The sequence below is a fragment of the Microbacterium sp. LRZ72 genome (assembly GCF_033792225.1).
GTDB lineage: Bacteria > Actinomycetota > Actinomycetes > Actinomycetales > Microbacteriaceae > Microbacterium.
This window is the reverse complement of sequence record NZ_JANGEX010000002.1, coordinates 66,762-92,436: the sequence shown is the minus strand read 5'-3', so window position 1 is coordinate 92,436 and position 25,675 is coordinate 66,762. Positions and strand designations below refer to the sequence as shown.

The 25,675-nt window shown below is 72.1% G+C and carries 18 protein-coding genes; 9 read left to right on the top strand and 9 right to left on the bottom strand.

Annotated elements, in window-relative coordinates:
* Window positions 1-170 precede the first annotated feature (170 nt).
* Together M4I32_RS02885 and M4I32_RS02880 are read left to right on the top strand one after the other, a co-directional pair.
* Complete coding sequence (locus tag M4I32_RS02885; RefSeq protein ID WP_319032986.1) at window positions 171-3,347, top strand: ATP-dependent DNA helicase; 3,177 nt, start codon at window positions 171-173, stop codon at window positions 3,345-3,347.
* The gene (locus M4I32_RS02880; RefSeq protein ID WP_319032985.1) at window positions 3,344-6,763 is read left to right on the top strand and encodes an ATP-dependent DNA helicase; all 3,420 of its coding nucleotides are present in this window, start codon (window positions 3,344-3,346) and stop codon (window positions 6,761-6,763) included. Before M4I32_RS02885 ends, M4I32_RS02880 begins: the two co-directional genes overlap by 4 nt.
* Here the strand turns inward: M4I32_RS02880 and M4I32_RS02875 are convergent.
* On the bottom strand, window positions 6,709-8,004 hold the full coding sequence (locus M4I32_RS02875) for a phosphotransferase (protein ID WP_319032984.1): 1,296 nt from the start codon (window positions 8,002-8,004) through the stop codon (window positions 6,709-6,711). The genes M4I32_RS02880 and M4I32_RS02875 overlap by 55 nt on opposite strands.
* Before the next feature lie 64 nt (window positions 8,005-8,068).
* Here M4I32_RS02875 and nudC point away from each other — a divergent pair, with 64 nt between their 5' ends.
* Both nudC and M4I32_RS02865 read left to right on the top strand, forming a co-directional pair.
* Complete coding sequence (gene nudC / locus M4I32_RS02870) at window positions 8,069-8,983, top strand: NAD(+) diphosphatase (RefSeq protein ID WP_319032983.1); 915 nt, start codon at window positions 8,069-8,071, stop codon at window positions 8,981-8,983.
* Window positions 8,980-10,824 (top strand): ATP-dependent helicase, encoded by a 1,845-nt coding sequence (locus M4I32_RS02865; protein WP_319032982.1) that lies wholly within the window; start codon window positions 8,980-8,982, stop codon window positions 10,822-10,824. Before nudC ends, M4I32_RS02865 begins: the two co-directional genes overlap by 4 nt.
* 871 nt (window positions 10,825-11,695) lie before the next feature.
* Here M4I32_RS02865 and M4I32_RS02860 read toward each other — a convergent pair.
* Window positions 11,696-13,117: a zinc-dependent metalloprotease gene (locus M4I32_RS02860; protein WP_319032981.1), complete on the bottom strand. Its 1,422-nt coding sequence runs from the start codon at window positions 13,115-13,117 to the stop codon at window positions 11,696-11,698.
* A 159-nt stretch (window positions 13,118-13,276) separates the two neighbouring features.
* Here M4I32_RS02860 and M4I32_RS02855 point away from each other — a divergent pair, with 159 nt between their 5' ends.
* Together M4I32_RS02855 and M4I32_RS02850 are read left to right on the top strand one after the other, a co-directional pair.
* Window positions 13,277-14,407: a PDZ domain-containing protein gene (locus tag M4I32_RS02855; RefSeq protein WP_319032980.1), complete on the top strand. Its 1,131-nt coding sequence runs from the start codon at window positions 13,277-13,279 to the stop codon at window positions 14,405-14,407.
* A gap of 67 nt (window positions 14,408-14,474) precedes the next feature.
* Entirely contained in the window at window positions 14,475-17,420 is a 2,946-nt protein-coding gene (locus M4I32_RS02850; protein ID WP_319032979.1) for a UPF0182 family protein, read from the top strand.
* A 19-nt stretch (window positions 17,421-17,439) separates the two neighbouring features.
* On the opposite strand, the gene M4I32_RS02845 is transcribed toward M4I32_RS02850, so the two are convergent.
* Genes M4I32_RS02845 through idi form a run of 7 tightly spaced genes read right to left on the bottom strand, consistent with a single transcriptional unit; the run spans window position 17,440 to window position 23,173 of the window.
* Complete coding sequence (locus M4I32_RS02845; protein ID WP_319032978.1) at window positions 17,440-18,333, bottom strand: prenyltransferase; 894 nt, start codon at window positions 18,331-18,333, stop codon at window positions 17,440-17,442.
* Complete coding sequence (locus M4I32_RS02840; protein WP_319032977.1) at window positions 18,330-18,650, bottom strand: lycopene cyclase domain-containing protein; 321 nt, start codon at window positions 18,648-18,650, stop codon at window positions 18,330-18,332. Before M4I32_RS02840 ends, M4I32_RS02845 begins: the two co-directional genes overlap by 4 nt.
* The gene (locus M4I32_RS02835) at window positions 18,647-19,003 is read right to left on the bottom strand and encodes a lycopene cyclase domain-containing protein (RefSeq protein WP_319032976.1); all 357 of its coding nucleotides are present in this window, start codon (window positions 19,001-19,003) and stop codon (window positions 18,647-18,649) included. Before M4I32_RS02835 ends, M4I32_RS02840 begins: the two co-directional genes overlap by 4 nt.
* Before the next feature lie 3 nt (window positions 19,004-19,006).
* Complete coding sequence (gene crtI, locus M4I32_RS02830; protein WP_319032975.1) at window positions 19,007-20,584, bottom strand: phytoene desaturase family protein; 1,578 nt, start codon at window positions 20,582-20,584, stop codon at window positions 19,007-19,009.
* On the bottom strand, window positions 20,581-21,504 hold the full coding sequence (locus M4I32_RS02825) for a phytoene/squalene synthase family protein (protein WP_319033339.1): 924 nt from the start codon (window positions 21,502-21,504) through the stop codon (window positions 20,581-20,583). The genes crtI and M4I32_RS02825 overlap by 4 nt, the downstream gene beginning before the upstream one ends.
* A gap of 41 nt (window positions 21,505-21,545) precedes the next feature.
* Window positions 21,546-22,619 (bottom strand): polyprenyl synthetase family protein, encoded by a 1,074-nt coding sequence (locus M4I32_RS02820; RefSeq protein WP_319032974.1) that lies wholly within the window; start codon window positions 22,617-22,619, stop codon window positions 21,546-21,548.
* Window positions 22,616-23,173: an isopentenyl-diphosphate Delta-isomerase gene (gene idi, locus M4I32_RS02815; protein ID WP_319032973.1), complete on the bottom strand. Its 558-nt coding sequence runs from the start codon at window positions 23,171-23,173 to the stop codon at window positions 22,616-22,618. Before idi ends, M4I32_RS02820 begins: the two co-directional genes overlap by 4 nt.
* A gap of 87 nt (window positions 23,174-23,260) precedes the next feature.
* On the opposite strand from idi, the gene M4I32_RS02810 reads away from it, so the two are divergent.
* The 3 genes from M4I32_RS02810 (at window position 23,261) to M4I32_RS02800 (ending at window position 25,640) form a co-directional block, all read left to right on the top strand.
* Window positions 23,261-23,710, top strand: coding sequence for a MarR family winged helix-turn-helix transcriptional regulator (locus tag M4I32_RS02810; protein WP_319032972.1), 450 nt, complete (start codon window positions 23,261-23,263; stop codon window positions 23,708-23,710).
* Window positions 23,711-23,961: 251 nt separating this feature from the next.
* Entirely contained in the window at window positions 23,962-25,014 is a 1,053-nt protein-coding gene (gene recA, locus M4I32_RS02805; RefSeq protein ID WP_319032971.1) for a recombinase RecA, read from the top strand.
* Window positions 25,014-25,640 (top strand): regulatory protein RecX, encoded by a 627-nt coding sequence (locus M4I32_RS02800; protein WP_319032970.1) that lies wholly within the window; start codon window positions 25,014-25,016, stop codon window positions 25,638-25,640. The genes recA and M4I32_RS02800 overlap by 1 nt, the downstream gene beginning before the upstream one ends.
* Window positions 25,641-25,675: the final 35 nt, after the last annotated feature.

Genomic DNA, 25,675 nt, shown 5'->3' with positions numbered 1-25,675 from the left:
GGACACATTCAGACTCTACGTCACGGCCGCGGTCCGGGGCGCCGCAGGGCGCTCCTGGGGGCACCGTCACGCTGAGGGCGAACGGATCGCGTCGGCAGGGCGGGGCGGAGTGAGGGGGAACGGGCGTGATGCGCCGATCGGTGTCCGAGGCCGCGGATAGCGTGGAGGACATGCACGTCGACACCGCCCGCAAGCTGGATGCGGCGCAGCGGCGGGTCGTCGATCTTCCCGCGGACGCGTCGGGAGTCGTGATCGGCTCGCCGGGAACGGGCAAGAGCACGACGGTCTGCGAACGCGTCGCGCATCTGCTCACCACGGGGGCGCTGCAGCCGGACGAGCTGCTCGTGCTCACCCCCACCCGGCAGACTGCCACGGCGCTGCGGGACCGGCTTGCGCTCGCCGCCGGCACGGCGACGCCGGGTCCCCTGGCGCGGTCCGTGGCGTCGTTCGCCTTCCAGCTCGTCCGTGCCGAGGCGGCGCGTTCGGGGGAGGATCCGCCGCAGCTGCTGACGGGAGCGGATGAAGACCAGCTGGTGCAGGATCTGCTTGCCGGCGACGAGACCGACGCGCGGCACGGGCGGGAGCGGTGGCCCGCCTGGCTGTCCGCCGAGATCCGCCGTTCGCGTCCGTTCCGCGCCGAGGTGCGGGCCTTTCTGGCCGAATGCGCCGATCTCGGGGTCGAGCCGACGAGACTGCGCACCCTGGCCCGGCGCACGCAGCGGGACGTGTGGGCGTCGATGGCCTCGTTCTCCGGCGAGTACCTCGACGTGCGCGCCGCCATGCGGGGTGCACATCGAGACGCGGCAGGCCTCGTGCGTGAGGCTGCGGCGCTGCTCGCGCGCCCGGGAGCGCAGGGGCCCGCGGGGGTTCGCGGAGAGCCGGCTCCACTCGATCGCCTGCGGGTGCTGATGGTCGATGACGCGCAGGAGATCACGACCGGGGGCGTGCATCTGCTGCTCGCCGCCCGGGCGCGTGGCATCAGCGTGCTGGCATTCGGCGACCCGGACGTGTCGTCGGGGGCGTTCCGCGGCGCATCCACCCACCACCTCGCCACGCTGGCATCGCGGTGGGGCGCGGTGCACGTGCTCGACACCCCGCATCGTGGCGACGGCTCCTTGACCGCACTCACGCGTTCCGTCACCGAGCGCATCGGCACATCGGGCCTCGTGGAGCATCGCCGTTCGGCGTTCGGCGATGCTCCGCCGATGGATGCCGACCCGTTCGAGGCGCGGGAGCCGTCGGTGCGGGCGATGGTGCTGCGCTCGCCCTCGGAGGAGTACGACGCCATCGCGCGGCTGCTCCGTGAGCGGCACGTCTTCGACGGGATCTCCTGGGACCAGTGCGCCGTCATCGCCCACGACTCGCGGCAGGTCGTCGCGCTCGAGGCCGAGCTCGCGGCACGGGACGTGCCGATCCGCGCCTCGTCCCGCGGATCGGCGGGCGCGCTGGGGGCTCAGGCGCCGGTGCGCGACGTGCTCACCGCTCTTGTCCTGGCCTCGCGGGCTCCCGAGGACTGGCAGCCCGAAGAGGTCGATGCCGTGCTCTCGGGTGCGCTCTGCGGCCTGGATGCCGTGGGGCTGCGTCGTCTGCGTCTGGCCCTGCGGCGCGCCGAGGCGGCGGCGGGCGGCGAGCGGCCCGTGCGCGAGGTCCTGCGGTCGGCTCTCGCCCATCCGGCTGAGCTTGTGCCGATCGAGACCCGGGAAGCGGGTCGCGCCGCGCGGGCGGGGCACCTGCTCGCCCGTCTGCGCGACGGACTCGCCGCCGGCGAGACCGTCCACGAGCTGCTCTGGAGCGCCTGGGAGGGCTCCGGCCTCGAACGCCAGTGGCTCGCCGCCGCCTCGAGCGGGGGCGTTCTCGCCGAGCAGGCCGGGCGGGACCTCGACGCGTTCGTCGCGCTGTTCGAAGCGGCCAAGCGGTTCGTCGAGCGCGCCCCCGATGAAGACCCGATGGTGTTCGTCCGCCACGTGCGGGACTCGGACGTGGCGGAGGATTCGCTGACGCCGGCCGCGCTGCGCCCGGTGGTGCGCGTCATGACCCCGGCCGCCGCGCTCGGCAGGGAGTTCGACACGGTCGTCGTGGCGGGCGTGCAGGACGGGGTCTGGCCCAACGTGCGACTGCGTGGCAGTCTTCTCGACACGTGGCGCATCGCGGACGCCCACGCCGAGAAGCCGGCCAGTGAGGACGACGTGCTCGATCGGCGACGGGCCGCCATGCACGACGAGTTGCGCCTGTTCGCCCGGGCGGTCTCGCGCGCTCGCGCGATGCTCGTGGTGACCGCGGTGGATGACGACGACAGCGGGCCGAGCGCGTTTCTCGACCTGCTCCCGACACCGGCGTCGCCGCCCGGCCTCGGCCACCCGCTCTCGTTGCGCGGCCTGGTGGCGCAGCACCGGCGCACGCTGACCGACGGCGCATCCTCCCGGCAGCGACGCGCGGCCGCCGCCGAGCAGCTGGTGCTGCTCGGCGAGGCGGGTGTGGCCGGCGCATCCCCCGCGCAGTGGTACGGGATGCTGCCCCCGACGTCCCACGAGCCGCTCCGTGCGCTGCCCGACGAACCCGTCCGGGTCTCGCCCTCCAAGATCCACGGCTTCGAGGAGTGCGAGCTCGACGCCGTCGTCTCCGACCTCGGCGGACGCACGCGCACGGTGTCGGCGGGGCTCGGCACCATCCTGCACTCGGCCCTCGAGCACGCCGACGGCGATGACGAAGACGCCCTCTGGGCGATCGTCGATGCGCGGTGGCACGAGCTCGAGTTCGACGCACGCTGGCAGGAGCGAGCCGAACGTCGTCGTGCGCAGGATCTCGTCGGACGACTGCACCGCTATCTGCAGCGGTTCCGCAACGACGGGGGAACCCTGCTCGACGTCGAGTCGGGATTCCAGATCGATCTTCCCCTCGACCCCGAGCGCCCCGACGCGGGGGAGCGGATCCTGCTGAGCGGATACATCGACCGCGTCGAGGTCACCCCCGCCGGCGAGATCGTGATCGTCGACCTGAAGACCGGGCGCCGCGAGCCGCAGACGGACGCGAAGGTCGCCGACCATCCGCAGCTGGCTTCGTACCAGCTGGCCTTCGAGCACGGGCTGATCGCGGGTGCGGCCGGCCATGCTCCCGGGGGAGCGAAGCTGCTCATCCTGGTGCCCTCGGCCACGCGCAGCGATTGGGCGGAGCCGCACCAGCCGCCCTTCGACGATGACGCGCGTCAGGCGTTCCTGGAGCGCGTGCGGGCGGTGGCGCGCACCATGGCGGGAGCGCGCTTCGTCGCCCCCTACGAGGAGCATTGCCGCAAGGACCACTCCCACGGCGTCTGCCGCATCCACACGGTCGGTGCGGTGAGCGCGCCGTGACGGGGGCACACGCACCGCGCGTGCCCGCCGAGGCCCTCGCCATCGCGCTCGGTCAGTTTCCCCCCACACCCGAGCAGGCCGCCGTGATCGAGTCCGAGATGCGGCCGGCCCTCGTGATCGCGGGAGCGGGCAGCGGCAAGACCGAGACGATGGCCGGTCGCGTCGTGTGGCTCGTCGCCAACGGCCTGGTGCGGCGCGACCAGATCCTCGGGCTCACGTTCACGCGCAAGGCCGCGGGCGAGCTCGCGGAACGCATCCGGCGACGTCTGGATCGTCTCGAGGAGTTCGAACGGCGCGGCCTGCTCGACCGACTGGCGCAGCTGCATGCCGAGGGCCGGCTGCGCGTCTTCGGCGAGATCGAGCGTCGCGCCGACGCCGAGCGTGACGAGGCTGCGCGGGCCGGGCGCGGTACGGTCGCCGTCGAGATGCGGGCGGATGCCGCGCGGCGAGCCGAGCTGGAGCGACTCGCGCCGCAGACGGCTGCCGTCGGCGGCGATCTGCTGCACCGCCCGACCGTGGCGACGTACAACAGCTTCGCCGACCAGATCGTGCGCGAGCACGCCGTGCTGCTCGGTCGCGACGCCCAGGCCGCGGTGCTCAGCGAGTCGGCGGCGTGGCTGCTGATGCGCCGCGTCGTGCTCGACAGCGACGACCCGCGGCTGGAGGAGCGGCGTGAGGCGCTCTCGACGATCATCGACGGGGCCCTGCGCATCGCGCGCGACGGGGTCGACAACCTCGCGTCCCTGGAGCAGGTCCGTCGGTTCGCCGACTCGTTCGCGCAGGTGCTCGAGCGCCCCAGCGAGAAGGCACTGCCCGGCGGCGTGTACCGCGACATCCGGGAGGCGGCCGAGAAGGTGGGGGGGCTGCCCGTGCTCACCGCCCTGGCCGAGAGCTACCAGCAGGAGAAGCATCGCCGCGGCGTTCTGGACTACTCCGACCAGGTGGCGGGGGCGTTCGAGGTCGTGCGGGCGCACCCGGCCGTCTCGGCCGAGCTGCGCGCGCGATATCGGGTCGTCCTCCTGGACGAGTACCAGGACACCTCCGTCGTGCAGACGCGCCTGCTCGCCGAGACGTTCGCCGGCGAGCCCGTGATGGCGGTCGGCGATCCCCATCAGTCCATCTACGGCTGGCGGGGGGCGAGCGCGGGCAATCTCGGGGGGTTCGCCGCGGCGTTCGCCGCCGAGGGCGGCGCGGGCGAGTACGCGCTGATGACGAGCTGGCGCAACAGCGAGGTCGTGCTGCGGGCCGCCAATGCCGTGCTGGCGCCGCTGTCCGCCCGCAGTCCCGTCGCCGTCCCGCCGCTGCGCGCGCGGCCCGCCGCGCCGGCGGGTGAGCTCGAGGTCGCCTTCGAAGCGGACGTGGCGGCCGAGGCCGCGCGCGTGGCGGACTGGTTCGCCCGGGTGCGGGCGGAGCGGGGCGAGCGGGGAAAAGCGACGCGGGGAGCGATCCTCTTCCGCAGCAAGAAGCACATGCAGCGGTTCGCCGACGCGCTGGCCGCCCGCGGCATCCCCCGGCACATCCTCGGGCTCGGGGGCCTGCTCTCGACGCCCGAGGTGGTGGATGTCGTCAGCGCCCTGCGGGTCGTCGACGATCCCGGTGCCGGATCGGCGCTCATCCGGCTGCTGGGCGGGCCGCGGTGGGCGATCGGGCTCGCCGACCTGCGCCGCCTCGAAGCCCTGGCCCGACGCATCGCCCGGCATGACCACGCCCTCCAGCCGCTCGCAGACGGAGCGCGCGACGACGGCGAGGACGGCGGGTCGATCATCGAGGCCCTGGACTTCGTCGGGCGCGTGCGCGCCGACCACGGCTGGCTGCAGGACTTCACCGATGTGGCTCGCGAACGGCTCCGGGACGCCGCCCTGGTCTTCCAGCGGCTGCGGCGCGCCACGGCGCTGCCGATCTCCGAGCTCGTGCGGATGATCGAGATCGAACTGCGTCTCGACATCGAGCTCGCCGCGAACGAGGCGCACGGGCCCGCGCGCGTGGCCTCGGCCCAGGTGCGGGCGTTCGGCGACGAGGTGCACGCCTTTCTGGCGGCCGACGAGCGCGGGACCGTGGCGAGCCTGCTGGCGTGGCTGGATCATGCCGAGCAGCGCGACGAGTTCGCCCCGCGCACGGAGCCCCCCGAGGACGACGTCGTGCAGCTGCTCACGATCCACGGGGCGAAGGGGCTGGAGTGGGATGCCGTGGCGGTGGTGCGCATGGTGGAGGGGGAGCTGCCCGTCGCCCCGCGCGAGACCCGCGGGTGGCTCGGGTTCGGCGTGCTCCCGTACGACTTCCGCGGCGACGCCCCGTGGCTGCCACGACTGGCGTGGCACGCGCGCGATTGCCCGACCCAGCAGGACCTGCGCGATGCGATCGGCGACTTCGTGCGGGCCCACCGCGAGCGCCAGGGCGAGGAGGAGCGGCGCCTGGCCTACGTGGCGATCACGCGGGCGCGTGACCACCTGCTGCTCACGGGGGCGAGCTGGTCGGGCACGCGCAAGCCGCGCGAACCGTCGCCGTACCTGGGCGACGTGTGTGCCGCGGCAGGTCTCGACGCGCCGGACCCCGATCCTGGCGAGAACCCCGAGACCGGTGAGGCGCGCACGCTCGTCTGGCCGATGGATCCGCTCGGCGTCGCGCCGCGCAGCCGGCGCGACGTCGTCGAACGTGCCGCCGCGCAGGTGCACGAGGCGGCCGCAGGGCCGCGGGCGAGGCCGACACGTGAGCTCGCGCTGCTGCTCGCCGAGCGGGAGGAGGACGCCGGGGCGCGCGCGCCCGTCGATGCCCCGGCCCGGATCCCCGCATCACGATTCAAGGACTACGTCACGGACTACGGCGGCACGATCGGACGGATCTCACGTCCGCTGCCCGAACGACCGCATCGGCAGACGCGGCTGGGCACCCTGTTCCACGCCTGGGTGGAGCACCGCTCGGGACGGGTCGGAACAGGGGCGGGGCTCGACGACGGGCTGTGGGAGGCCGATGAGGAGTCGGTCGTGGAGAGCGCGCGCGGAAGAGAGGATGCCGAGGATCTCGCGCGTCTGCGCGAGATCTTCGAGGCGTCGGAATGGGCGACGCTGCGCCCGATCGAGGTCGAGACAGAGATCGATTTCGCGCTCGGGACCGGCTCGGACGAGCGCATCGTGGTGTGCAAGCTCGACGCCGTCTACCGTCGCGACGATCGCGGCGGCCGCATCGAGATCGTCGACTGGAAGACCGGCCGTGCTCCCCGGACACCCGCCGAGCGCGACGAGCGGATGCTGCAGCCCGCTCTCTATCGGCTGGCCTACCACCGGGCGCGCGGGGTGCCGCTCGACGAGATCGACGTGGTGCTCTACTACATCGCCGACGACGTCGTCATCCGCGATGACCGGGTCTACTCGGAGGAGGAGCTGGCCCAGCGCTGGAACGCGGCTCGTGAGGCGCGCTGAGCCTCGCGGGCCTCGTCGTCGGTCGTCTCCGCGCTCTCGTCCTGCGCGCTCTCGCGCTCCGCGTGTTCGCCGGGGCGAGGATCGTCCGCGGCCCCGGCCTGCCCGGAGGGCGCGCCGGAGTCGTCCGCCTCGTCGTCGGCGGCTGCCGCCGCGTGCTCACGTTCCTTGGCGATGAACAGTGACATCATCTGCGGGTCGTAGGTGTCGGTCTGCAGCGACGTCGACGGGCCCGCCGTGTCGCCCTCGGAGTCGACGCGCGGGGTCTCGTCGAGCACGGCCATGGCGTCCTCCACCCCGGAGACGTCCGCCGAGTCCAGGCGTGCTCCCGGACCGAGCCCGTCGACGAGCGCCTCGAGAAGGGCGACGGCGTCGTCGACGATGTCGTCGCGCTGCTCGTCGTGTCCGTGCAGCAGCCACTGCGCGAACTCGAGCTCGGCGTACAGCCGTGCCCGCGTGCGCAGATTGCCGTCCGGCGGCCGTTCGGATGCCGCGGCGTAGGCCGCGTGGATGTCGTCGGCGGCCTGCGGAGCCGCAGCGACCCAGTGCAGGTCGGTTGCGGGGTCACCGACGCCGAAGCGGTGCCATCCCAGCACGCCGGTCACGCGCGGAGCGCCGTCGATGTCTTCGAACAGGAACGATCCGCCGCCGGCGTCGCCGAGCACCACGCAGGATTCGAACCGCCACAGCTCGTCGTCCTCGACAGCCCGGCGCCACCTCGTCGCGAGGGTCACGGGCAGTCGTCGCGTCGCCCCCGCACGATCGATCAGCAGCGACACGCTGCGCCGGACCTGCTCGGGCGTGCGCATCGGCAGCCCCTCGGCGCGCACGACGGACACGGGCAGGGAGTGGATCGCGGCGATCGCCGCGCCGAGCTCGACGGCCGTGCCGGGCCCCGGCGGCACATCGCCGGCCTCAACGCGGTAGCCGGGCAGGAAGTCCATCACCATGCAGCGTGCACCGGGCAGCTGCGCCTCGCCGCGCACGTGCGGCACGGCGAAGGGCAGCAGCTCACGGGCCCCGGGCGAGAGTGCTCGCAGGGCGAGGGCCTCGGCGAGCTGATCCGCCGACGCCTGATCGTCGGTCGGAACGCGGACGACGACGCGGTCGCCGGTGTCGAGACCGACCAGGGCGGAATCGAAGCGGCCGCCGTCACCCGTCGACAGCGCGGCCGTCGTGACGGCAGCGGCATCCGGGATGGCCGCGCTCACCGCCGCGGCTAGAGTGAGAGGGGAGCGAGCCATGATCCCAGATTAGGTCGGCCGCTCCGCGCTCTCCCCGCGCCACGCCCGCGAATCGAGGTCTTCCATGTCGACGTTGCGCGCCCCGGGGGCTCCGGCCGTCTCCGAACCGACGTGGCACCGCTCGGCGCACGAGCGCGATGAGTCCGATCTGATCCCGCGGCTGCGGGCGGACTCCGGCATGCGCCTTCTCGTGGTGCACCACGGTCGCGCTCCGCTCGCACAAGACGGGGACCGGCTGCACCTTCTCGGCGGCGATGCCATCGACGACGGTGACCTCCTCGCCTTCCTCGGCCGCTCGACCGATGGTGACGCGGTCGTGCTGGCGGTGCGCGACGACGACGCCGACGTTCCCGAGGCGCCGGGCGGCTGGAACGACCTGCGCACGCACGCGGGCGGGCTCGCGGCACCCGACGGCGAGCTCGCCGTCGAGGCGCAGGCGCTCGCCCGGTGGCTGCGGGAGGCGCCGTTCTGCGGTGCCTGCGGTACCCGGTGCGAGCTCGGCCAGTCGGGCTGGTCCCGGCGGTGCCCGGCCTGTCTGCGCGAGCATTTCCCGCGTACCGACCCGGCCGTGATCGCGGCCGTCACCGACGGCGACAGGCTGCTGCTCGGCTCGAACGCGGCCTGGCCGGCGGGCAGGTTCTCCTGTTTCGCGGGGTTCATCGAGGCGGGGGAATCGGCGGAGCAGACGCTCGTGCGCGAACTCGAGGAGGAGGCGGGGATCCGGGTGGCGTCCGCCGAGTACATCGGTTCACAGGCGTGGCCCTACCCCCGGTCGCTGATGCTCGGCTATCTCGCACACGTCGACCCCGCGCATACGGCTCGCGCCGACGGCGAGGAGATCGTCGAGGTGCGGTGGTTCGACCACGCCGAGATCGGGGCGGCCCTGGCGGGCCGGGGCGAGGTGACCCTGCCCGGGGCGGCATCGATCTCGAGGTCCCTGATCGAGCTGTGGCACGCGCGCGCCGAGGAGGCCCCGTGACCGCCGCCTCCGGCCCGGAACGCGCGCTCGCGGGGCTCGACGAGCGGCAGCGCGAGGCGGCCACGACGCTGCGGGGTCCCGTGTGCGTGCTCGCCGGCGCCGGATCGGGCAAGACCCGCGTGATCACCCACCGCATCGCCTACGGCGTCGACACCGGCGTCTTCTCTCCGCAGCGCGTGATGGCGGTGACCTTCACCACTCGGGCGGCGGGGGAGATGCGGGGACGGCTGCGCGACCTCGGCATCGACGGCGTCTCGGCGCGCACCTTCCACGCGGCAGCGCTCGCGCAGGTGAACTACTTCTGGCCCGTCGTCGCGGGAGGCGAGAGCGCGCCGGCTGTCGTCTCCAACAAGGTGCGGATGCTGGCCGACGCGGCGTTGCGGAGCCGGCTCTCCCTCGACACGGCGACCCTGCGCGACGTCGCCGCCGAGATCGAGTGGCGCAAGGTCGCGATGCTGGGCATCGAGGAGTACGCGCGCCTGGGGCGTCCGGGGGTCGGCCGGCTCTCGGGCGACGACGTCGCGGACCTGCACACCGCCTACGAGAGCCTCAAGGACGAGCGACGGCAGATGGACTTCGAGGACATCCTGCTCGCCTGCGCGGGGATGCTCGAGACCGAGCCGCGCGTCGCGCGCGCCGTCCATGAGCAGTACCGGCACTTCACCGTCGACGAGTACCAGGACGTCTCGCCCCTGCAGGAGCGCCTGCTCCAGCTGTGGCTCGGCACGCGTCACGACCTGTGCGTCGTGGGCGACGCCAGCCAGACGATCTACTCGTTCACGGGCGCCGATCCCCGCTTTCTGCTCGAGTTCGCCCGCCGCCACGACGACTGCGTCACCGTGCGTCTCGAGCGCAACCATCGTTCCTCCCGGCGGGTGCTGCAGGCCGCGAACGCCCTGATGCGGGGGCGACCCGGGGCGCTCGAGCTCGTCCCCGCGGGCGACGGCGCCGCGGGGGATCGTGCCGACGGGGACGGTGCCACCGGGGATCGTGCCGCTGACGATGGTGCCGCCGATGAGGGGATCGTGCACATCCCCGTCACCGCGCACGAGAGCGACGACGAGGAGGCGCAGGCGCTGGCGCGGACGATCCGCTCCCGCCTCGCGCGCGGGGCCTCGCCCGATCAGTTCGCGGTGCTGTACCGCGTGCACGCCCACTCCGCGCTGCTGCAGAGCGCGCTCGCCGCCGAAGGCATCGCCACGACGGTCCTCGGTGGGCGGCGGTTCTTCGAGCTGCCCGAGGTGCGCGAGACAGTGATGATGCTGCGGGGCGAGTCGGTTGCGCGTCCTTCCGCCGAGCTCGTGCCGTCGGTGCGGGACGTCTTGCGCGCGCTCGGCCAGAGCGAGGCACCGCCCGCCGCGGGCGGCGCTCTGCGCGACGCGTGGGAGGCGCGTTCGGCCATCCTCCGCCTCGCCGAGCAGGCGCCGGCGGGTGCGACGCTGCGCTCGTTCACCGACGAGCTGGCCGCGCGCGCGAAGGACCAGCACGAACCAGGCCTGCGCACCGTGACCCTGTCGACGATCCACGCGTCGAAAGGCCTGGAATGGGAGCACGTGCACGTCGCCGGCGTGAGCGAGGGGCTGCTGCCGATCTCGCACGCGCGCGGTCTGGATCAGATCGACGAGGAGCGCCGCCTGCTCTACGTCGCGCTCACGCGGGCACGCTCCTCGGTGTCGCTCTCGTGGGCACGATATGCCGGTCGCTCCGTGCGGGAACCGTCGCGCTTTCTCGGGGAGCTCGGCATCCGCACGACTCGTGCGCCGGGATCACCCGCGCGGTCTCGGACGGGGCACGCGTCGCGAGCCGGATCTGCGTCCCCACGGGGTGCCACGGCGTCGTGATGAGCCGTACGGCCGCGGCCGCCGCGGCGTGGACGGCGTGCGCCGGCGGTTCCATGGTCGGTGCGGCCAGCAACTGCAGCGCGAGGCGGGGCCAGGCGGCATCCGCATCCCGCCGGTTCAGGTCCAGGCATGCGCAGCACGCGGTCCGTCCGGGCCGCACGAGCGGTCCGACGACGACCTCCGTGCCTGCCGCGACGACGGGCAGGTGCGGGCGGTCCGCGCAGGCGTGGGCGGCGGCCCGGCGGGTGTCCAGGCTGTGCGAGGCGACCAGCACGACTGCGTCGTTCTCGGCGTCGCCGGGGTGACTGGCGCGGGGATCCACCGCGCTCTCCCGCACGGACGTGCTCGCCCCGGCCGCGGCGAGGGCGGCGGCGAGTGTGTGGGCGAGCTGCGCCAGCACGGGTCCGCGCGGCCGTTCCACCACGATCCGCCGCTGCCCGCCACGGGCGTCCGCGTCCGCGTCACTCATCCGCAGTGCGGGACGGATGCGGTCCAGGAATTCGCGCACTCGTCGGCTGTGCACACGATGAAGGTCGGCCCAGACGTCGAGCCCGGACTCGGGGAACCCCCGCGCGAGTTCGCGCAGCAGTCGCTCCTGCCACGCTTCCACGGCATCGACGACGGCGACCGGCTCGGCGCCGAACTGCACCGTCGCCGGATCTCGGAACAGCGGGACGTGGGCGGGATCGAGGCGGATCATGCGCGTCATGCCCCGATTGTGGCGGCTCGAGCCCCCCATGACCGCCGTATCCACAGCGTTCCCGGCGCCGGCTGTGCCTGATGCCGCCTGGGGAGGAGCAGTGCGGCCGCCGAGGGCGGCGCGATGATCAACGCGTGATCAACGCGTGATCAACGCGTGATCAGCGGGTGGTCAGCGCGCGGTCGGGTCGTCCGGGTCCTCCGGCGGGGTTCCGGGACTCGTGCCGTCGTCGCCCGTTCCCTGCGCACGGTCGGAGTCGGGGCCACTCGCCGGCGGCTCCTCGCCGGCGAGGATCCGTGCGATCGCATCGTCGACGTCGTCGCTCTCCGAGGGCACCGCCCCGGAGGAGCGCGCGCGCAGCCGCTCGATGAGGGCGCCCGGGTCGTCGATGTCCTCGGCGCCCGGCATGAAGTCCGGGTAGTCCCAGAGCGCGTCTCGGGCTTCGACGCCGACGGCATCCGTCACCGCGCGCCACATCGCCGCCGCCTCGCGCAGCCGGCGCGGTCGCAGCTCGAGGCCCACGAGCGAGCCCAGCGCCTGCTCGGCGGGCCCACCCGCCGCCCGTCGACGCCGCACGGTCTCGGCGATCGCCGCGGCCTTGGGCAGGCGCGCGGTCGCGTCCTGGGTGACGACGTCGACCCACCCCTCGACGGTCGCGAGCAGGTTCTCGAGCCGTTCGAGCGCCGCCCGCTGCGCCGGGCTGTGCGAGGGCAGCAGCGCGCCGTTCTCGAGCGCCTCACGCAGCTCCTCGGGCCGCGAGGGGTCGAAGCGCGAGGCCAGATCCTCGAGCGCGTCGGTGTCGATGTCGATGCCGCGGGCGAACTCGGTCACCTGGCTGATCATGTGCAGGCGCAGCCACTTGGCGTGGCGGAAGAGCCGCGCGTGCGCCAGTTCGCGGACCGAGGTCGCGATCGCGAGCTGATCGTCGTCGATCTCGAGCCCCGCGCCCATGTCGGCGAAGTTCTGGGGGACGATGGTGGCCTCGCCCGGGGGCATCAGCGGAAGCCCGACGTCCCCGCCGCTGACGACCTCGGTCGAGAGCCGGCCGACGACGTGGCCGAGCTGGGTCGCGAACAGCGAACCGCCCACCTGTCGCATCAGGCGTCCGGCGCCCTGCATCATCGACGCGAGCTCCTCCGGGGCCTGCTGCTCCAGCGTGCGCGTCAGCGCGTCCGCGATGCTCGTCGCGACCGGTTCGGCGAGTTCCTGCCAGACCGGCATGGTCGCCTCGACCCATTGCGCGCGCGTGATCACCCGCGGCTCCTGCCCGAGCTCCGAGATCGTCGTGGCCTCGCCCAGCCACAGGTCGGCCAGCGCGAGCGCATGGTCGAGATCGGTGCGCTGGCCGTCGGTCACGCTGTGTCCGCCCGACTGCGCGATCTGGGCGGCCTGCTTGGCCGCCAGCTCCCACGGGATGCCGTCGCCGCCCGACTCGAACATGCCGCGCATCTGCTGCATCGCCTGCGCCATCATCGCCGGGTCGATCTTCATGCCGGTCACACGCTCGATCTCGGCCGGGTCGATCTCGCCTCCGCCGAGCAGGCGTCGCAGCAGCTCTTGCAGGTCCTCGGGATCTGCGTCGTCTCGCTCCACTTCAGGGGCCTCCCAGCGTCGGTCGCATCGGTGGTTCTACGCTAGTCGCAGCGCACCGGGGTCAGACCCGAGCGGCTCCCCTCACCACTACGCCGTTCGCGAACGGCGCCCGCCGAGACCGCGGGGGCCGCGCCGACGGGCGCGAAGAAAGGTTCTGCCGTGGCGCTGTTCGATGAGAACGCCTCCCTCGGGCCCGCTTCGCGGGCGGAACGCCGGACTCCCCGTCGACGGGGTGCGCGTATCGGCTATGCCGCGATGGCCATCGCGCTGGTGGCTCTGGCGGCGATGTCGTTCCTCCCCTCCGGATCCGTCATCCAGCAGCCCGGCCCTGTCTACGACACGCTCGGAACGGCCGAGACGGCCGACGGCGAGCAGGTGCCGCTGATCCAGGTGACGGGTGCCGAGACCTACGAGACCGAGGGCCAGCTCGATCTCACGACGGTGCAGGTCGTGGGCAACCGTCAGCAGATGCCGTCCTGGCTCGAGCTCGTCGGAGCATGGTTCGACCCCTCGCGCGCCGTCGTACCCGTCGACAGCGTCTTCCCGGCCGGCCAGACGACGGAGCAGCGCAGCGAGCAGAACGCCGCGATGATGGTCGATTCCCAGCAGGAGGCCACGGCCGCAGCGCTCACGGAGCTGGGGTACGACGTGGATCCGCGGGTTCGCGTCTATGCGGTGCCGGAGGAGTCTCCCGCGGAGGGGATCCTGCAGACCGACGACATCATCCTGACGGCCGACGGCATCCCGGTGGACCTGGTCGATGACCTGCGGGAGGTGATCCAGGACGGCGACGGCGACGTCGTCGCAATCGAGGTCGAGCGCGACGGGGAACCGGTCGAGGTCGAGGTGGAGCCCGTCTACGACGAGGCGAGCGAGAGCTGGCTGGTGGGCGTGTCGATCATCCACGACTACACCTTTCCGATCGATGTGACGATCGAGCTCGACAACGTCGGAGGGCCGAGCGCCGGGCTGATGTTCGCCCTGGGCATCGTCGACACCCTCACGCCCGAGGAGGTGACCGGGGGAGAGCACGTGGCCGGCACCGGCACGATCTCGGCCGACGGTGAGGTGGGACCGATCGGGGGCATCCGCCAGAAGCTCTACGGCGCCCGTGCCGACGGGGCGACCTGGTTCCTCGCCCCGAGCCTGAACTGCGACGAGGTGGCCGGTCACGTGCCGGATGGCATGGACGTCGTCGAGGTCGAGACTCTCGACGACGCCGTCGCGGCGCTCGATGTGATCGCGTCGGGCGGTGACACCGACGCACTGCCCTCCTGCGAAGCGGCGTGACGCGGCGCCGCCGCGGGATGCGCACACGCTCGGCGAAGGTTCAGAAACCCGCACCTAGGATGGAGGGGTGACCTCGACTTCTGCGCCGAAGCCGGCGGCCCCCCGAACCTCCCGACGGGTCATCGCGATCTCGCTCGCGATCGTCGCGGCTCTGCTGGTCGGCTTCTTCCTCTTCGCCTCCCTCTACGCCGACTGGCTCTGGTTCCGGCAGATCGGGTTCGACTCCGTCCTCGTGACGCAGTGGCTCGCCCGCTCCGGAATGTTCGTGATCGGCTTCCTCGCCATGGCCATCCCGGTGTGGGTCGTCATCCAGCTCGCCTACCGATTGCGACCGGTGTACGCCCGCCTGTCGAGCCAGCTCGACCGCTACCAGGAGGTCGTCGAGCCGCTGCGCCGGCTGGCGATGTGGGGAATCCCCGTCTTCTTCGGCTTCTTCGCGGGGTTCACGGCCTCGACCCAGTGGGAGACGGCCTGGCTGTGGGCGAACGGCGTGACCACGGCCCTGACCGATCCTCAGTTCGGCCTCGACACCGGGTTCTATCTCTTTGCGCTGCCGTTCTACAGCGCGCTGCTCGGCTTCGTCTCGGCGATCCTCCTGATCAGCCTCCTGCTGACCGGCGTCGTCGCATACCTGTACGGCTCGGTCCGGGCGGGTCAGCGGGAGAGCGGCCGCTGGGAGCTGCGCATCTCGAAGGCCGCGCGCATCCAGCTCGCCGTGCTCGCCGGGCTCTACCTCGCGGTGCAGGCGGTGAGCCTGTGGCTCGACCGCTACAAGACCCTCAACGAGACCGGCGATCTCATCACCGGCCCGGCATACGTCGGCGCGAACGCCGTCATCCCGGGGCAGGCGATCCTCGCGGGCATCGCCGCCTTCGTGGCGATCCTCTTCTTCGTCACGGCCGTCATCGGCCGCTGGCGCTTCCCCCTCATCGGCACCGCGCTGCTGATCGTCTCGGCCCTGGTCGTGGGCGTGGGCTACCCCTGGGCCGTCAACAACTTCCAGGTCGCACCGAACCAGTTCACCCTCGAAGAGCCCTACATCGAGCGCAACCTCGAGATGACCAAGATCGCCTACGGCATCGACGGCCTCCAGAAGACCGAGACGACGGCCGTGACCAACGCCGAACCGGGCGCCCTGCGCGCGGATGCCGAGACGACGGCATCCATCCGCATCATGGACCCGGCCATCATCCCGCCGACCGTGCGCCAGCTGGAGCAGTTCCGGCCCTACTACCAGTTCACGAACCCCCTCGACGTCGACCGCTACGAGATCGACGGAGAGACCCAGGACACGGTCGTCTCGCTGCGCGAGCTCGACCTGGACCGCCTCGACGACGCGGGCACCTGGCAGAACCGCACCGTGGTCTACACCCACGGCTACGGCATGGTGGTCGCCGCCGGAAACCAGCGCACCGTCGACGGCAACCCCGTCTTCCTCGAGCGCGGCATCCCCACCACGGGCTTCTTGAGCGAGAACCCCGATTTCGAGCCGCGCGTGTACTTCGGCGAGAACTCGCCGCCCTACTCCATCGTGGGCGCCCCCGAGGGGACGGCGCCGGTGGAGCTCGACTACCCGCGGGGCGAGGACGGCGCCAACGAGACCAAGACGACGTTCGAGGGCGACGGCGGGCCGGCGATGGGGGACTTCTTCCACAAGCTGATCTACGCGATGAAGTTCCAGTCGACCGACATCCTGCTCTCGGACTACGTGAACGAGGAGTCGCAGATCCTCTACGACCGCGACCCCGCCCTGCGCGTGCAGAAGGTCGCCCCGTATCTCGACCTCGACGCCGACCCGTACCCCACGGTGGTCGACGGCCGTGTCGTCTGGGTCGTCGACGGCTACACCACCGCGTCGACGTTCCCCTACTCGCGCACCGTGAGCCTGTCGCAGGCGGTCGCCGACAGCAGCAACCCGTCGCCGAGCTTCGCCATCGACGACATCAACTACATCCGCAACTCGGTCAAGGCCACGGTCGACGCGTACGACGGTTCGGTCACGCTCTACGCGTGGGACGAGCAGGATCCGCTGCTGCAGGCCTGGCAGAAGATCTACCCCGCCACGATCGAGCCGCTCAGCGAGATGCAGGGCGAGCTGATGAGCCACGTGCGCTACCCGACGGACCTGTTCAAGGTGCAGCGCGCGATGCTCGGCCAGTACCACGTCGACGATGCGCAGTCGTTCTACCAGCGTGACAACGCCTGGGCCACGCCGGCGGACCCGCAGGACTCCTCGCGTCTGCAGCCCCCGTACTACCTGTCGATGCAGATGCCGGGCCAGGACGACCCGACCTACTCGATGTTCACGACGTTCATCCCGCCGGGCACCGGCACCGAGTCGCGCAACATCCTGACCGGCTACCTCGCGGCCGACTCCGACGCGGGTGATGTCGCGGGGGAGGTGGCCGAGGACTACGGCGCACTGCGGATGCTGGAGATCAGCGCCGACACGACGATCCCCGGTCCGGGTCAGGTGCAGAACACCTTCGACGCCGACCCGATGGTGTCGTCGCAGATCAACCTGCTCCGGCAGGGGCAGTCCGAGGTGCTCAACGGCAACCTGCTGACCCTGCCCGTGGGGGGCGGCTTCCTGTACGTCCAACCCGTGTTCGTCCAGTCCTCGGGCGGCACGCAGCTGCCGACCCTGCAGCGGGTCCTGGTGTCGTTCGGCGACGAGATCGCGTTCGAGGACACCCTCGACGAGGCGCTGGACACCCTCTTCGGCGGTGACTCGGGAGCGGACGCCGGCGACGAAGAGGTCACGCCTGGGACCGACGAGACGACTGCGCCGGACGAGACGCCGGCCCCGGATGAGACGACCGCGCCGACCGACCCGGATGCCGGTGACGGCGGCGGCGTCAACGTCGAGTACGAGGCGGTGCTGCAAGAGGCGAACCAGGCCATGATGGACCGCCAGGCCGCGCTCGAGGACGGCGACTGGACCGCGTACGGCGAGGCCGACGCCCGCCTCACCCAGGCGGTGGAGCGGCTGATCACCCTCTCCGAGGGGTAGCGCCCGGGCCGCGCGGGGTTCAGGCGGTGATGCTCCACCACCAGATGAGCAGGAGCGTCACCCCGAACCCCGCGGCCTGGTTCAGCCAGAGGAACGCCCGCCACCCGCGGGTCGCCGCGGCGGCGTCGGCGTCGGTCACCGAACGGTAGGGCCAGATGGCCACGAGGTACGGCACGACGAGCACCGCGGCGAGGGGTCCGGGCCAGGCGGTCGCGAGCATGGCCAGTCCCGCGAGGGCGTAGCAGGCCAGCGCGAAGCGCACGGTCCACGCGGCGCCCCGGTTCGTGGCGATGGACGAGATGCGCGCCTCTCGGTCGGCGACGACATCCTGCACGGCGCCGAACGCGTGCGAGGCGACGCCCCACAGGCCGAACGCGAGCATGACGGCCACCAGCTGCGGGGTCCAGGTCGCGCCGGCCAGGACGAGGGCGTACACGGCGGGCGAGAAGAAGTGGATGCTGCTCGTCAGCGAATCCGCGAACGGCACCTCCTTCAGCCGCAGGGGCGGCGCGGAGTAGAAGACGACGAAGAACACGCTCGCGGCCAGCACGGCCCAGGAGGCGGGGCCGCCCAGCACTGCCAGAGCGACGATGAACGGCACGCAGGTCACGACCGCGGCCCACAGCGTGATGCGATGCATCCTCCGGTCGAGCACGGCGCCGTGTGCGCCTCCCTTGCGCGGGTTGCGCAGGTCGGACTCATAGTCGAAGACGTCGTTGATGCCGTACATCGCAAGGTTGTAGGGCACGAGGAAGAACAGGGTGCCGAGGATCAGCGCCAGATCGAACTGGCGCGTGGTCACGAGGTAGGCCGCCGCGAACGGATAGGCCGTGTTGATCCAGCTGACGGGCCGCGACGAGAGGGTCAGCTCCCGCAGCACCCGGCCGGGTGTGAGCGCGCCTGCCGCCGTCATCGTTCGCTCCGTTCGGGCCGGGGTCCGCGCGTGAGCAGCACCCAGAGTGCGGGCAGGAGGAACGCCGCGGCGACCGGATACGCGAAGTCCTCGAGTGGGGCCAGCCCGATGCGCAGCCCGCTCAGATGCTCGTCGGGATAGTGGAACAGCCCGACGGCGATCATGACGTTGTCGAACACCGCCGTCAGGACGATGAGGACGCCCGCCGCGAGGGCGGACGCCGCCATGCGTCGGCCGAAGCCGGGACGCCGCGCCGTCGCGAGTGTCGCGACGGCCGCGAGGGTGAGGAAGGGAACCACCAGGAGGGCATAGGTCACCGCTGCTCGCCCCCCGGTGTATCGGACGCGGCGGGCGCGGCGCGTCGCGGGACCACCCGGTCCGCGGCGGCGGCCACGACGAGCGCGAGGTAGCAGAGGAAAGCCACGAAGAACGCCTCTTCGAGGGGCAGCTGCGGGCCCAGCGAGATGCCCAGGTAGAAGGCGCTGTCGCCCTGGCGGAACACCCCCGCCGCGATGCCCGCGAGATCCCACGCCAGGAAGAACGCCGTGCCGATGAGGACGACCACCGCGGTGCGTCCGGGCGCCCGGGGCGCGACAAGCCGCCAGCGCAGGTCGAGCGCGGCGACACCGGCAGCCGAGACCAGGATCGCGGCGAGGTAGGCACCGGGCACGGATCAGCTCCCGGCCCGCACGCGGTCGGCGCGGCTCTCGGGCATCCGCCCCGCGCCCCGGTCGCCGGCGACGCGCTTGGCCACGAGCTCCGCAGAGATCAGGCACATCGGCAGGCCTATTCCCGGGAGCACGTCGGCGCCCGCGTAGTACAGGCCTCGCACGCGCCGTGACGCGTTCTTCGGCCGGAACAGCGCGCTCTGCCGCAGGGTGTGGGCCAGTCCCAGCGAATTTCCGCGCCAGGTGCGCAGATCGGCGGCGAAATCGGCGGGCGCGACCGTGCGGCGCACGACGATGCGGTCGGCGAGGTCGCTCACCCCCGTCCACGCGGCGATCTGGGCGATGACCTCGTCCGCTGCACGCTCCACCGCAGGATGGCCGTCCGCGTCGATGCCCCCGCGGCCCAGTCGCGTGTCGGCGGGCATCGGCACCAGCACGAACAGGTTCTGGTGACCGGGGGGCGCCACGGCGTCATCGCTCGCGCTCGGGCGGCAGATGTACAGCGAGGCGGGGGCGGGAACGCGCGGGTCGTCACCGAAGATCGCCTCGAAGTTCGCCCGCCATTCCCTGGTGAACAGCAGCGTGTGGTGCGCCAGTTCGGGAAGCTCGCCGCGCACGCCGAGCATCAGCAGCAGCGCACCCGGGCTCGGGGTGCGCCGCTGCCACCACTTCTCCGGGTAGGTCTGCAGCGCGGGCGCGAGCAGGGTCGTCTCGAGGTGGTGCAGGTCGCCGGCGCCCACGACGAGAGACGCGGATACCGTCCGCTCCGCGCCGGCGGCATCCCGCACGCGCACGCCGGTGACCGCTCCGGCAGCGGTGTCGATGCGGGTCACCTCGGCGCCCGTCTCGATCACGACACCGCGCTGGGTGGCGAGACGGGCGATCGCGGCGATGATGGTCGTGAAACCGCCGCGGGGGTAGGCGACGGCATCGCCGAGGTCGAGGTGGCTCATGAGGTGGTACAGGCTCGGCACCTCGAAGGGCGAGCCTCCGAGGAACACCGCGGGGTAGCCGAGGATCTGCTGCAGTCGCCGGTCGGTGAACCGCGCGGCGATCATGCGGTGCAGCGGGCGGGTGAGCAGGCGCGTCAGGCGCGGCAGCCGGCGCAGCAGGTCGGGATGACGCAGCCCGCGCGTCGAGGCGTAGGAGTCGTAGAGGAATCGCGCCACGGCCAGCTCATACGCCTCACGCGCCGATTCCAGGTAGGCCCGCAGGCGGGCGCCCGCGCCCGGCTCGATCCCCTCGAAGAGGGCCGCCGTGTGCTCGACGCCGGATCGGACGTCGAGCGGGGCGGCATCCTCGGAGTACACGCGGTAGGCGGGGTCGAGGGGCATGAGGTCGAGCTCGTCCTCGGCGCTCGTGCCGAGAAGCCGGAAGAAGTGGTCGAAGACCTCTGGCATGAGGTACCAGCTGGGACCGGTGTCGAAGCGGAATCCGTCGCGCTCCCACGAGCCCGCCCGGCCCCCGATCTCGTCCCGCGCTTCGAGCACGCGCACGCGATGGCCGGCGTCGGCCAGCAGTGCGGCGGTGGCGAGGCCCGCGATCCCCGCTCCGATGACGACGACCTCCTCCGAGACGCTCATGCCGTGCGGCCACTTCGCTCGTCGGGATGCGGCGCTCGCGGCGTTGCGCCCACCGCGGCGCGGGCGAGCAGCGCGGCTTTCACGGGGTCCGGCACGCGGACGCGGCCGGACCCCGGTGGGGTGCGCCGCAGTCGCGCGTTGAGTTCGGCGAACAGGTCGTGCGCCGCGGTGACGGCGCGCCGGCTGTCGGCGGGCAGGCGGGGGATGATCGCGGCCGCGGCGGCGAGATCGGCGTCGATGCTCTCGAGCACGGCCGCTCGGGTGCGGCCCGCCTCGGCGGGGGTCGCCTCGTCGTGGGCGCCGAGAGCCAGGTAGTCCCGGCCGAGGGTCTCGCGGTCGAACCCCGCGTCGCGCAGAAAGTTGACGTTCTGGAAGGCCGCTCCCAGGCGTCGGGCGCCCTCGGCGAGGTCGGGCGGCGCGGCCACGGCGCGCGCGGACCCGGCGTTCAGGAACGCCTGCAGGCACATCAGGCCCACGACCTCGGCCGAGCCGTACACGTATCGCTCGTGGGAGGCCGCGTCATGCTCGGCGACGGTGATGTCCGTGCGCATCGAGGCGAAGAACGGACGGATGAGCTGCTCGCCGATGCCGCACTCTCGTGCCGTGAGCGCGAAGGCGTGCACGATCAGATCGGCGCTGAAGCCCGATCCGATCGCCGCCAGCGTCCTCGCCTCGAACGCGTCGAGTTCACGGACCTGTTCGGATGCCGGCATCCCGGCCTCGTGCGCGGGGCCGTCGACGATCTCGTCCGCCACCCGCACGAGGGCGTATACGGCATGCACATGGGGGCGCACGCGCGGGCCGAGCAGGCGCGAGGCGACCCCGAAGGACGTCGAGTACCGCGAGATGACGGTCGCCGCGGCCGCCCGCGCCGTCGCGTCGTACAGGGCGAGACCGGTCGTGTCCCGGGGGCGGCGCATCCGCGGCAGCGTGCGCGACGGTATCCGCGGTGGTGTCCCCGTCATGGGATCCTCGCCTCGACGGCATCCGCCAGCGCCGCGAGCAGCGTGCGGGCGGCGGGCGGCAGCACGTCGCCGTCGAGCACGGCGCGTGCGTCGGCCAGCGAGGTGGCCACGAGCGACTCCAGCTGGGCGCGGGCACCGCTCGCGCCCAGGGCGGTCTGGGCGCGGCGAACCGCGATCGGGCCGGTGTGCGCATCCGCGAGCGCCGCGCGCACGTCGGGCCAGGCGGCGCTCGCGCGGGCGAGCGCGATGAGTGCGGTCTTCTTCGCCTCCCGCAGGTCCGCTCCCTCGGCCTTGCCCGCCTGCGCGGCCGAGCCGAACGCCCCGATCAGGTCGTCGACCAGCTGGAAGGCCAGTCCGAGGCGGCTCCCGTAGGTCGCCAGCGCGCGCTCGGCCTCCTCTCCGGCATCCGCGAGCACGGCGCCGGCACGAAGGGGGGCGGCGAAGGAGTACACGGCGGTCTTGTCGTGCGTGGCGGCGAGGACCGCCGCGGCCTCGGGAGCCTCGTCGCCGAGCGAGTGCGCGACGTCCGCCAGCTCCCCGGCCGCCGAGACCAGCACGGCCTCGTCGAGCAGGTCCAGCAGGCGCTCGCGGGCGTCGGGAGTGACGGGCGCCAGCGCGATCAGCCGCTGCGACTCGTGCAGGAGAAGGTCCCCGGCCAGCAGCCCCGCGGCTTCACCCAGAAGGGCCGCGCCGGCCGCATCCGTCCCCATGCGCTCCGCGTAGGCGCGGAACTCGCCGGACACGTTCGGAACGCCGCGTCGCTCGGTGTCGTGATCGAGGATGTCGTCGTGCATGAGGAATGCGGCGTGCAGCAGCTCGAACGACGCCGCCACGGGGAACAGGGCGGGCGTCTGGTCGGCATCGCCGCCCAGCGCCTCGAAGACGGCGACGACCAGGGTCGGCCGGAACCGCTTGCCGCCGGCGGCGGTGCGGCGCATCGCGGCTCCGAGATCGGCGAACGCCCCACCGAAGGGCTTCATCCGCTCGGCGATGCGGTCGATCGTGAGGTCGATGGCGTCGTCGACCTCGGCGCGTCGCTCTCCGAGGAAGGTGGAGGACAGGGGTGTCATGACCGGTGGTTCCGTGCGGGAGCGGGCGGCGAGGTGAAGAGCGCGAGCTGCGGCGCCTGCAGCACCAGCCAGGGGCTGAAGGCCCAGGGCGTCGTCTGCAGTGACGTCGCGAGGTCTCGAGGCTCGACCCACATCGTATCCATGACCTCGAGCGGGTGGGGTGTGGGCTGCTCGCTCGTGCGCGCCGCGTAGACCGGGCACACCTCGTGCTCGACGATGCCGCCGGCATCCACCGCTCGGTAGCGGAAGCCGGGAAGCACCGGCTCGACAGAGTGGATGCTGATGCCCAGCTCGTGCTCGGCGCGGCGGTGCACCGCGTCCTCCATCGGCTCGCCCGGGCGCGGGTGTCCGCAGAAGGAGTTCGTCCAGACCCCCGGCCAGGCCTTCTTGGTCAGCGCGCGCCGGGTGACGAGCACACGGCCCCGGTCGTCGGTGACGTGGCAGGAGAAGGCGAGGTGCAGCGGCGTGTCCGGACCGTGCACACTTGTCTTCGGTGCGGTTCCGATCTGCGTGCCCTCGTCGTCGAGGAGCACGACGTCCTCGGTCTCGTTCATCGATCGACCCCGTCCCTATTTCGCTAGTTTAGCTAGCGAATTATCGTTTCCGATGATACACATGACGCCAGGGGGTGTCCACAGGCCGTGAACTCGCGCGACGACAGCGTCATCGAGGTGCTCTACGCCCTGCGCGCCCTCGGTGATGCACTCGATCGTATGCACGGGGCCATGGGTGACGACATGGACATGAACCAGACCGATCTGCGGGCCCTGCGCATGATGGTCGAGCGGGAGCGCAGCGGCGAGGTCGTGAGCCCGCACGATCTCGCCCGGCATCTGCGCATCTCGACGGCCTCGACCTCCAAGATGCTCGACCGGCTCGAGGCGTCGGGTCACCTCGAGCGGCGACCGCACCCGAGCGATCGGCGCGCGCGCATCGTCGTGCTGACCCCGCATTCGAAGCAGACGTTCTTCGCCCACTTCGGCGCCCACCTGGCGCGGATGAGCGAGGTGACGCGCGATCTCTCCCTCGACGAGCGCCGGGTCGTCGCGTCGTTCCTGTCGCGCATGGCCGAGACGATCGACCCGCGCTGATGTGGGATCGATGCTGTCTTCGACGACACGCCGGGACCTGATCGAAGATATGTTCCCCACGACGTAGCCTCTCCCCAGGGGCGTCCGATCGGCGCTTCTCCACGAAGGCCCGGCCCACGCCATTCGATGTCGGAGGTCGGTTTTACCGTGGAGCCATCCACACCCCTGGCGCCTTGTCGAAGAGACCGGACAACACCGTACGGACCGCGACAGCCTGCAGGCGAACGGACCACGAGCAGAAGGAGCACCCCATGCCCACACCCGCCGACCGCGAGAAAGCACTCGACTCGGCCCTGTCCCAGATCGACCGGCAGTTCGGCAAGGGATCCGTCATGCGCCTCGGCAGCGAGGAACGTGCTCCCGTCGCGACGATCCCCACGGGCTCCATCGCCCTGGATGTCGCCCTCGGCGTCGGCGGATTGCCGCGGGGCCGCGTCATCGAGATCTACGGCCCGGAATCCTCGGGAAAGACCACCCTCACGCTGCACGCGATCGCGAACGCGCAGCGTGCGGGCGGTATCGCCGCCTTCATCGACGCCGAGCACGCCCTCGACCCCGAGTACGCCAAGAAGCTCGGTGTCGACATCGATCAGCTCCTCGTCTCGCAGCCCGACACCGGAGAGCAGGCGCTCGAGATCGCCGACATGCTGATCCGGTCCGGCGCCATCGACCTGGTGGTCATCGACTCGGTCGCGGCCCTCGTGCCGCGTGCCGAGATCGAGGGTGAGATGGGGGATTCGCACGTGGGGCTCCAGGCGCGGCTCATGTCGCAGGCGCTCCGAAAGCTCACCGGCGGACTGAACCAGACCGGCACCACGATGATCTTCATCAACCAGCTCCGCGAGAAGATCGGGGTGTTCTTCGGATCGCCCGAGACGACCGCCGGCGGCAAGGCGCTCAAGTTCTACGCGTCGGTGCGCCTCGACATCCGTCGCATCGAGACGCTCAAGGACGGTACGGATGCCGTGGGCAACCGCACCCGTGTCAAGGTCGTCAAGAACAAGATGGCGCCGCCGTTCAAACAGGCCGAGTTCGACATCCTCTATGGCACCGGCATCTCGCGCGAGGGCAGCCTGATCGACTTCGGCGTCGAGCACGCGATCGTCAAGAAGTCGGGCGCCTGGTACACCTATGACGGCGAGCAGCTCGGGCAGGGCAAGGAGAACGCTCGCAACTTCCTGCTGAAGAACCCCGACATCGCCGCGGACATCGAGGGCAAGATCAAGCAGAAGCTGGGCATCGGCGGACCCGCCGGCGACGAGAAGTCGGTCGAGGACGAACTGGCCAAGCGCCGGCCCGCCTGATGGCGGTCCGCTTCGACGACGGGGACGAGAACGAGCGTCTCGCCCCCGTCGTGCCCCTCTTTCCCGGCGCGAGCCCGTCCCCGGGGGGTGGGGATGCCCTCGCGAACGCGGAGCCGACCGCGGAGCGTGAGACGACGGCAGACGTCGAGCTGGCAGAGAAGGCTCTGCTGAAGAAACTGCGCACACGTCAGCTCTCGGTGCGGGAGGCGCGCTCGATGCTGCTCGAGCGCGCGGTCGACGCCGAATCCGCCGACGCGCTCGTGGCCGACTTCGAGGCGCGCGGGTATCTCGACGACGATCGCCTCGCCGAGCAGGTGGTGCACGCCGCCACCACCCGCAAGGGCCAGGGGCGGCGTGCCATCGCGCAGGCGCTGGCGACCCGCGGCATCCCGCGCGAGACCGTCGACGCCGTCCTGGCGGAGCTGCCCGACGACGACGCCGAGCGGGCGCTGGATTTCGCCCGTCAGAAGGCACGCTCGATGGGCTCCCTCGACCATGACGCTGCCCTTCGCCGGCTGCACGGTCAGCTCGCCCGTCGCGGCTTTCCGGGGCCGGTGGCGATGGTGGCCGCGCGGCAGGCGCTCGCCGACAACGGCTCGTCGCCGTCGGGGGTGCGGTTCCGCTGAGGCCGCTCACCAGCAGTGGCTCGTAGAATGGCACC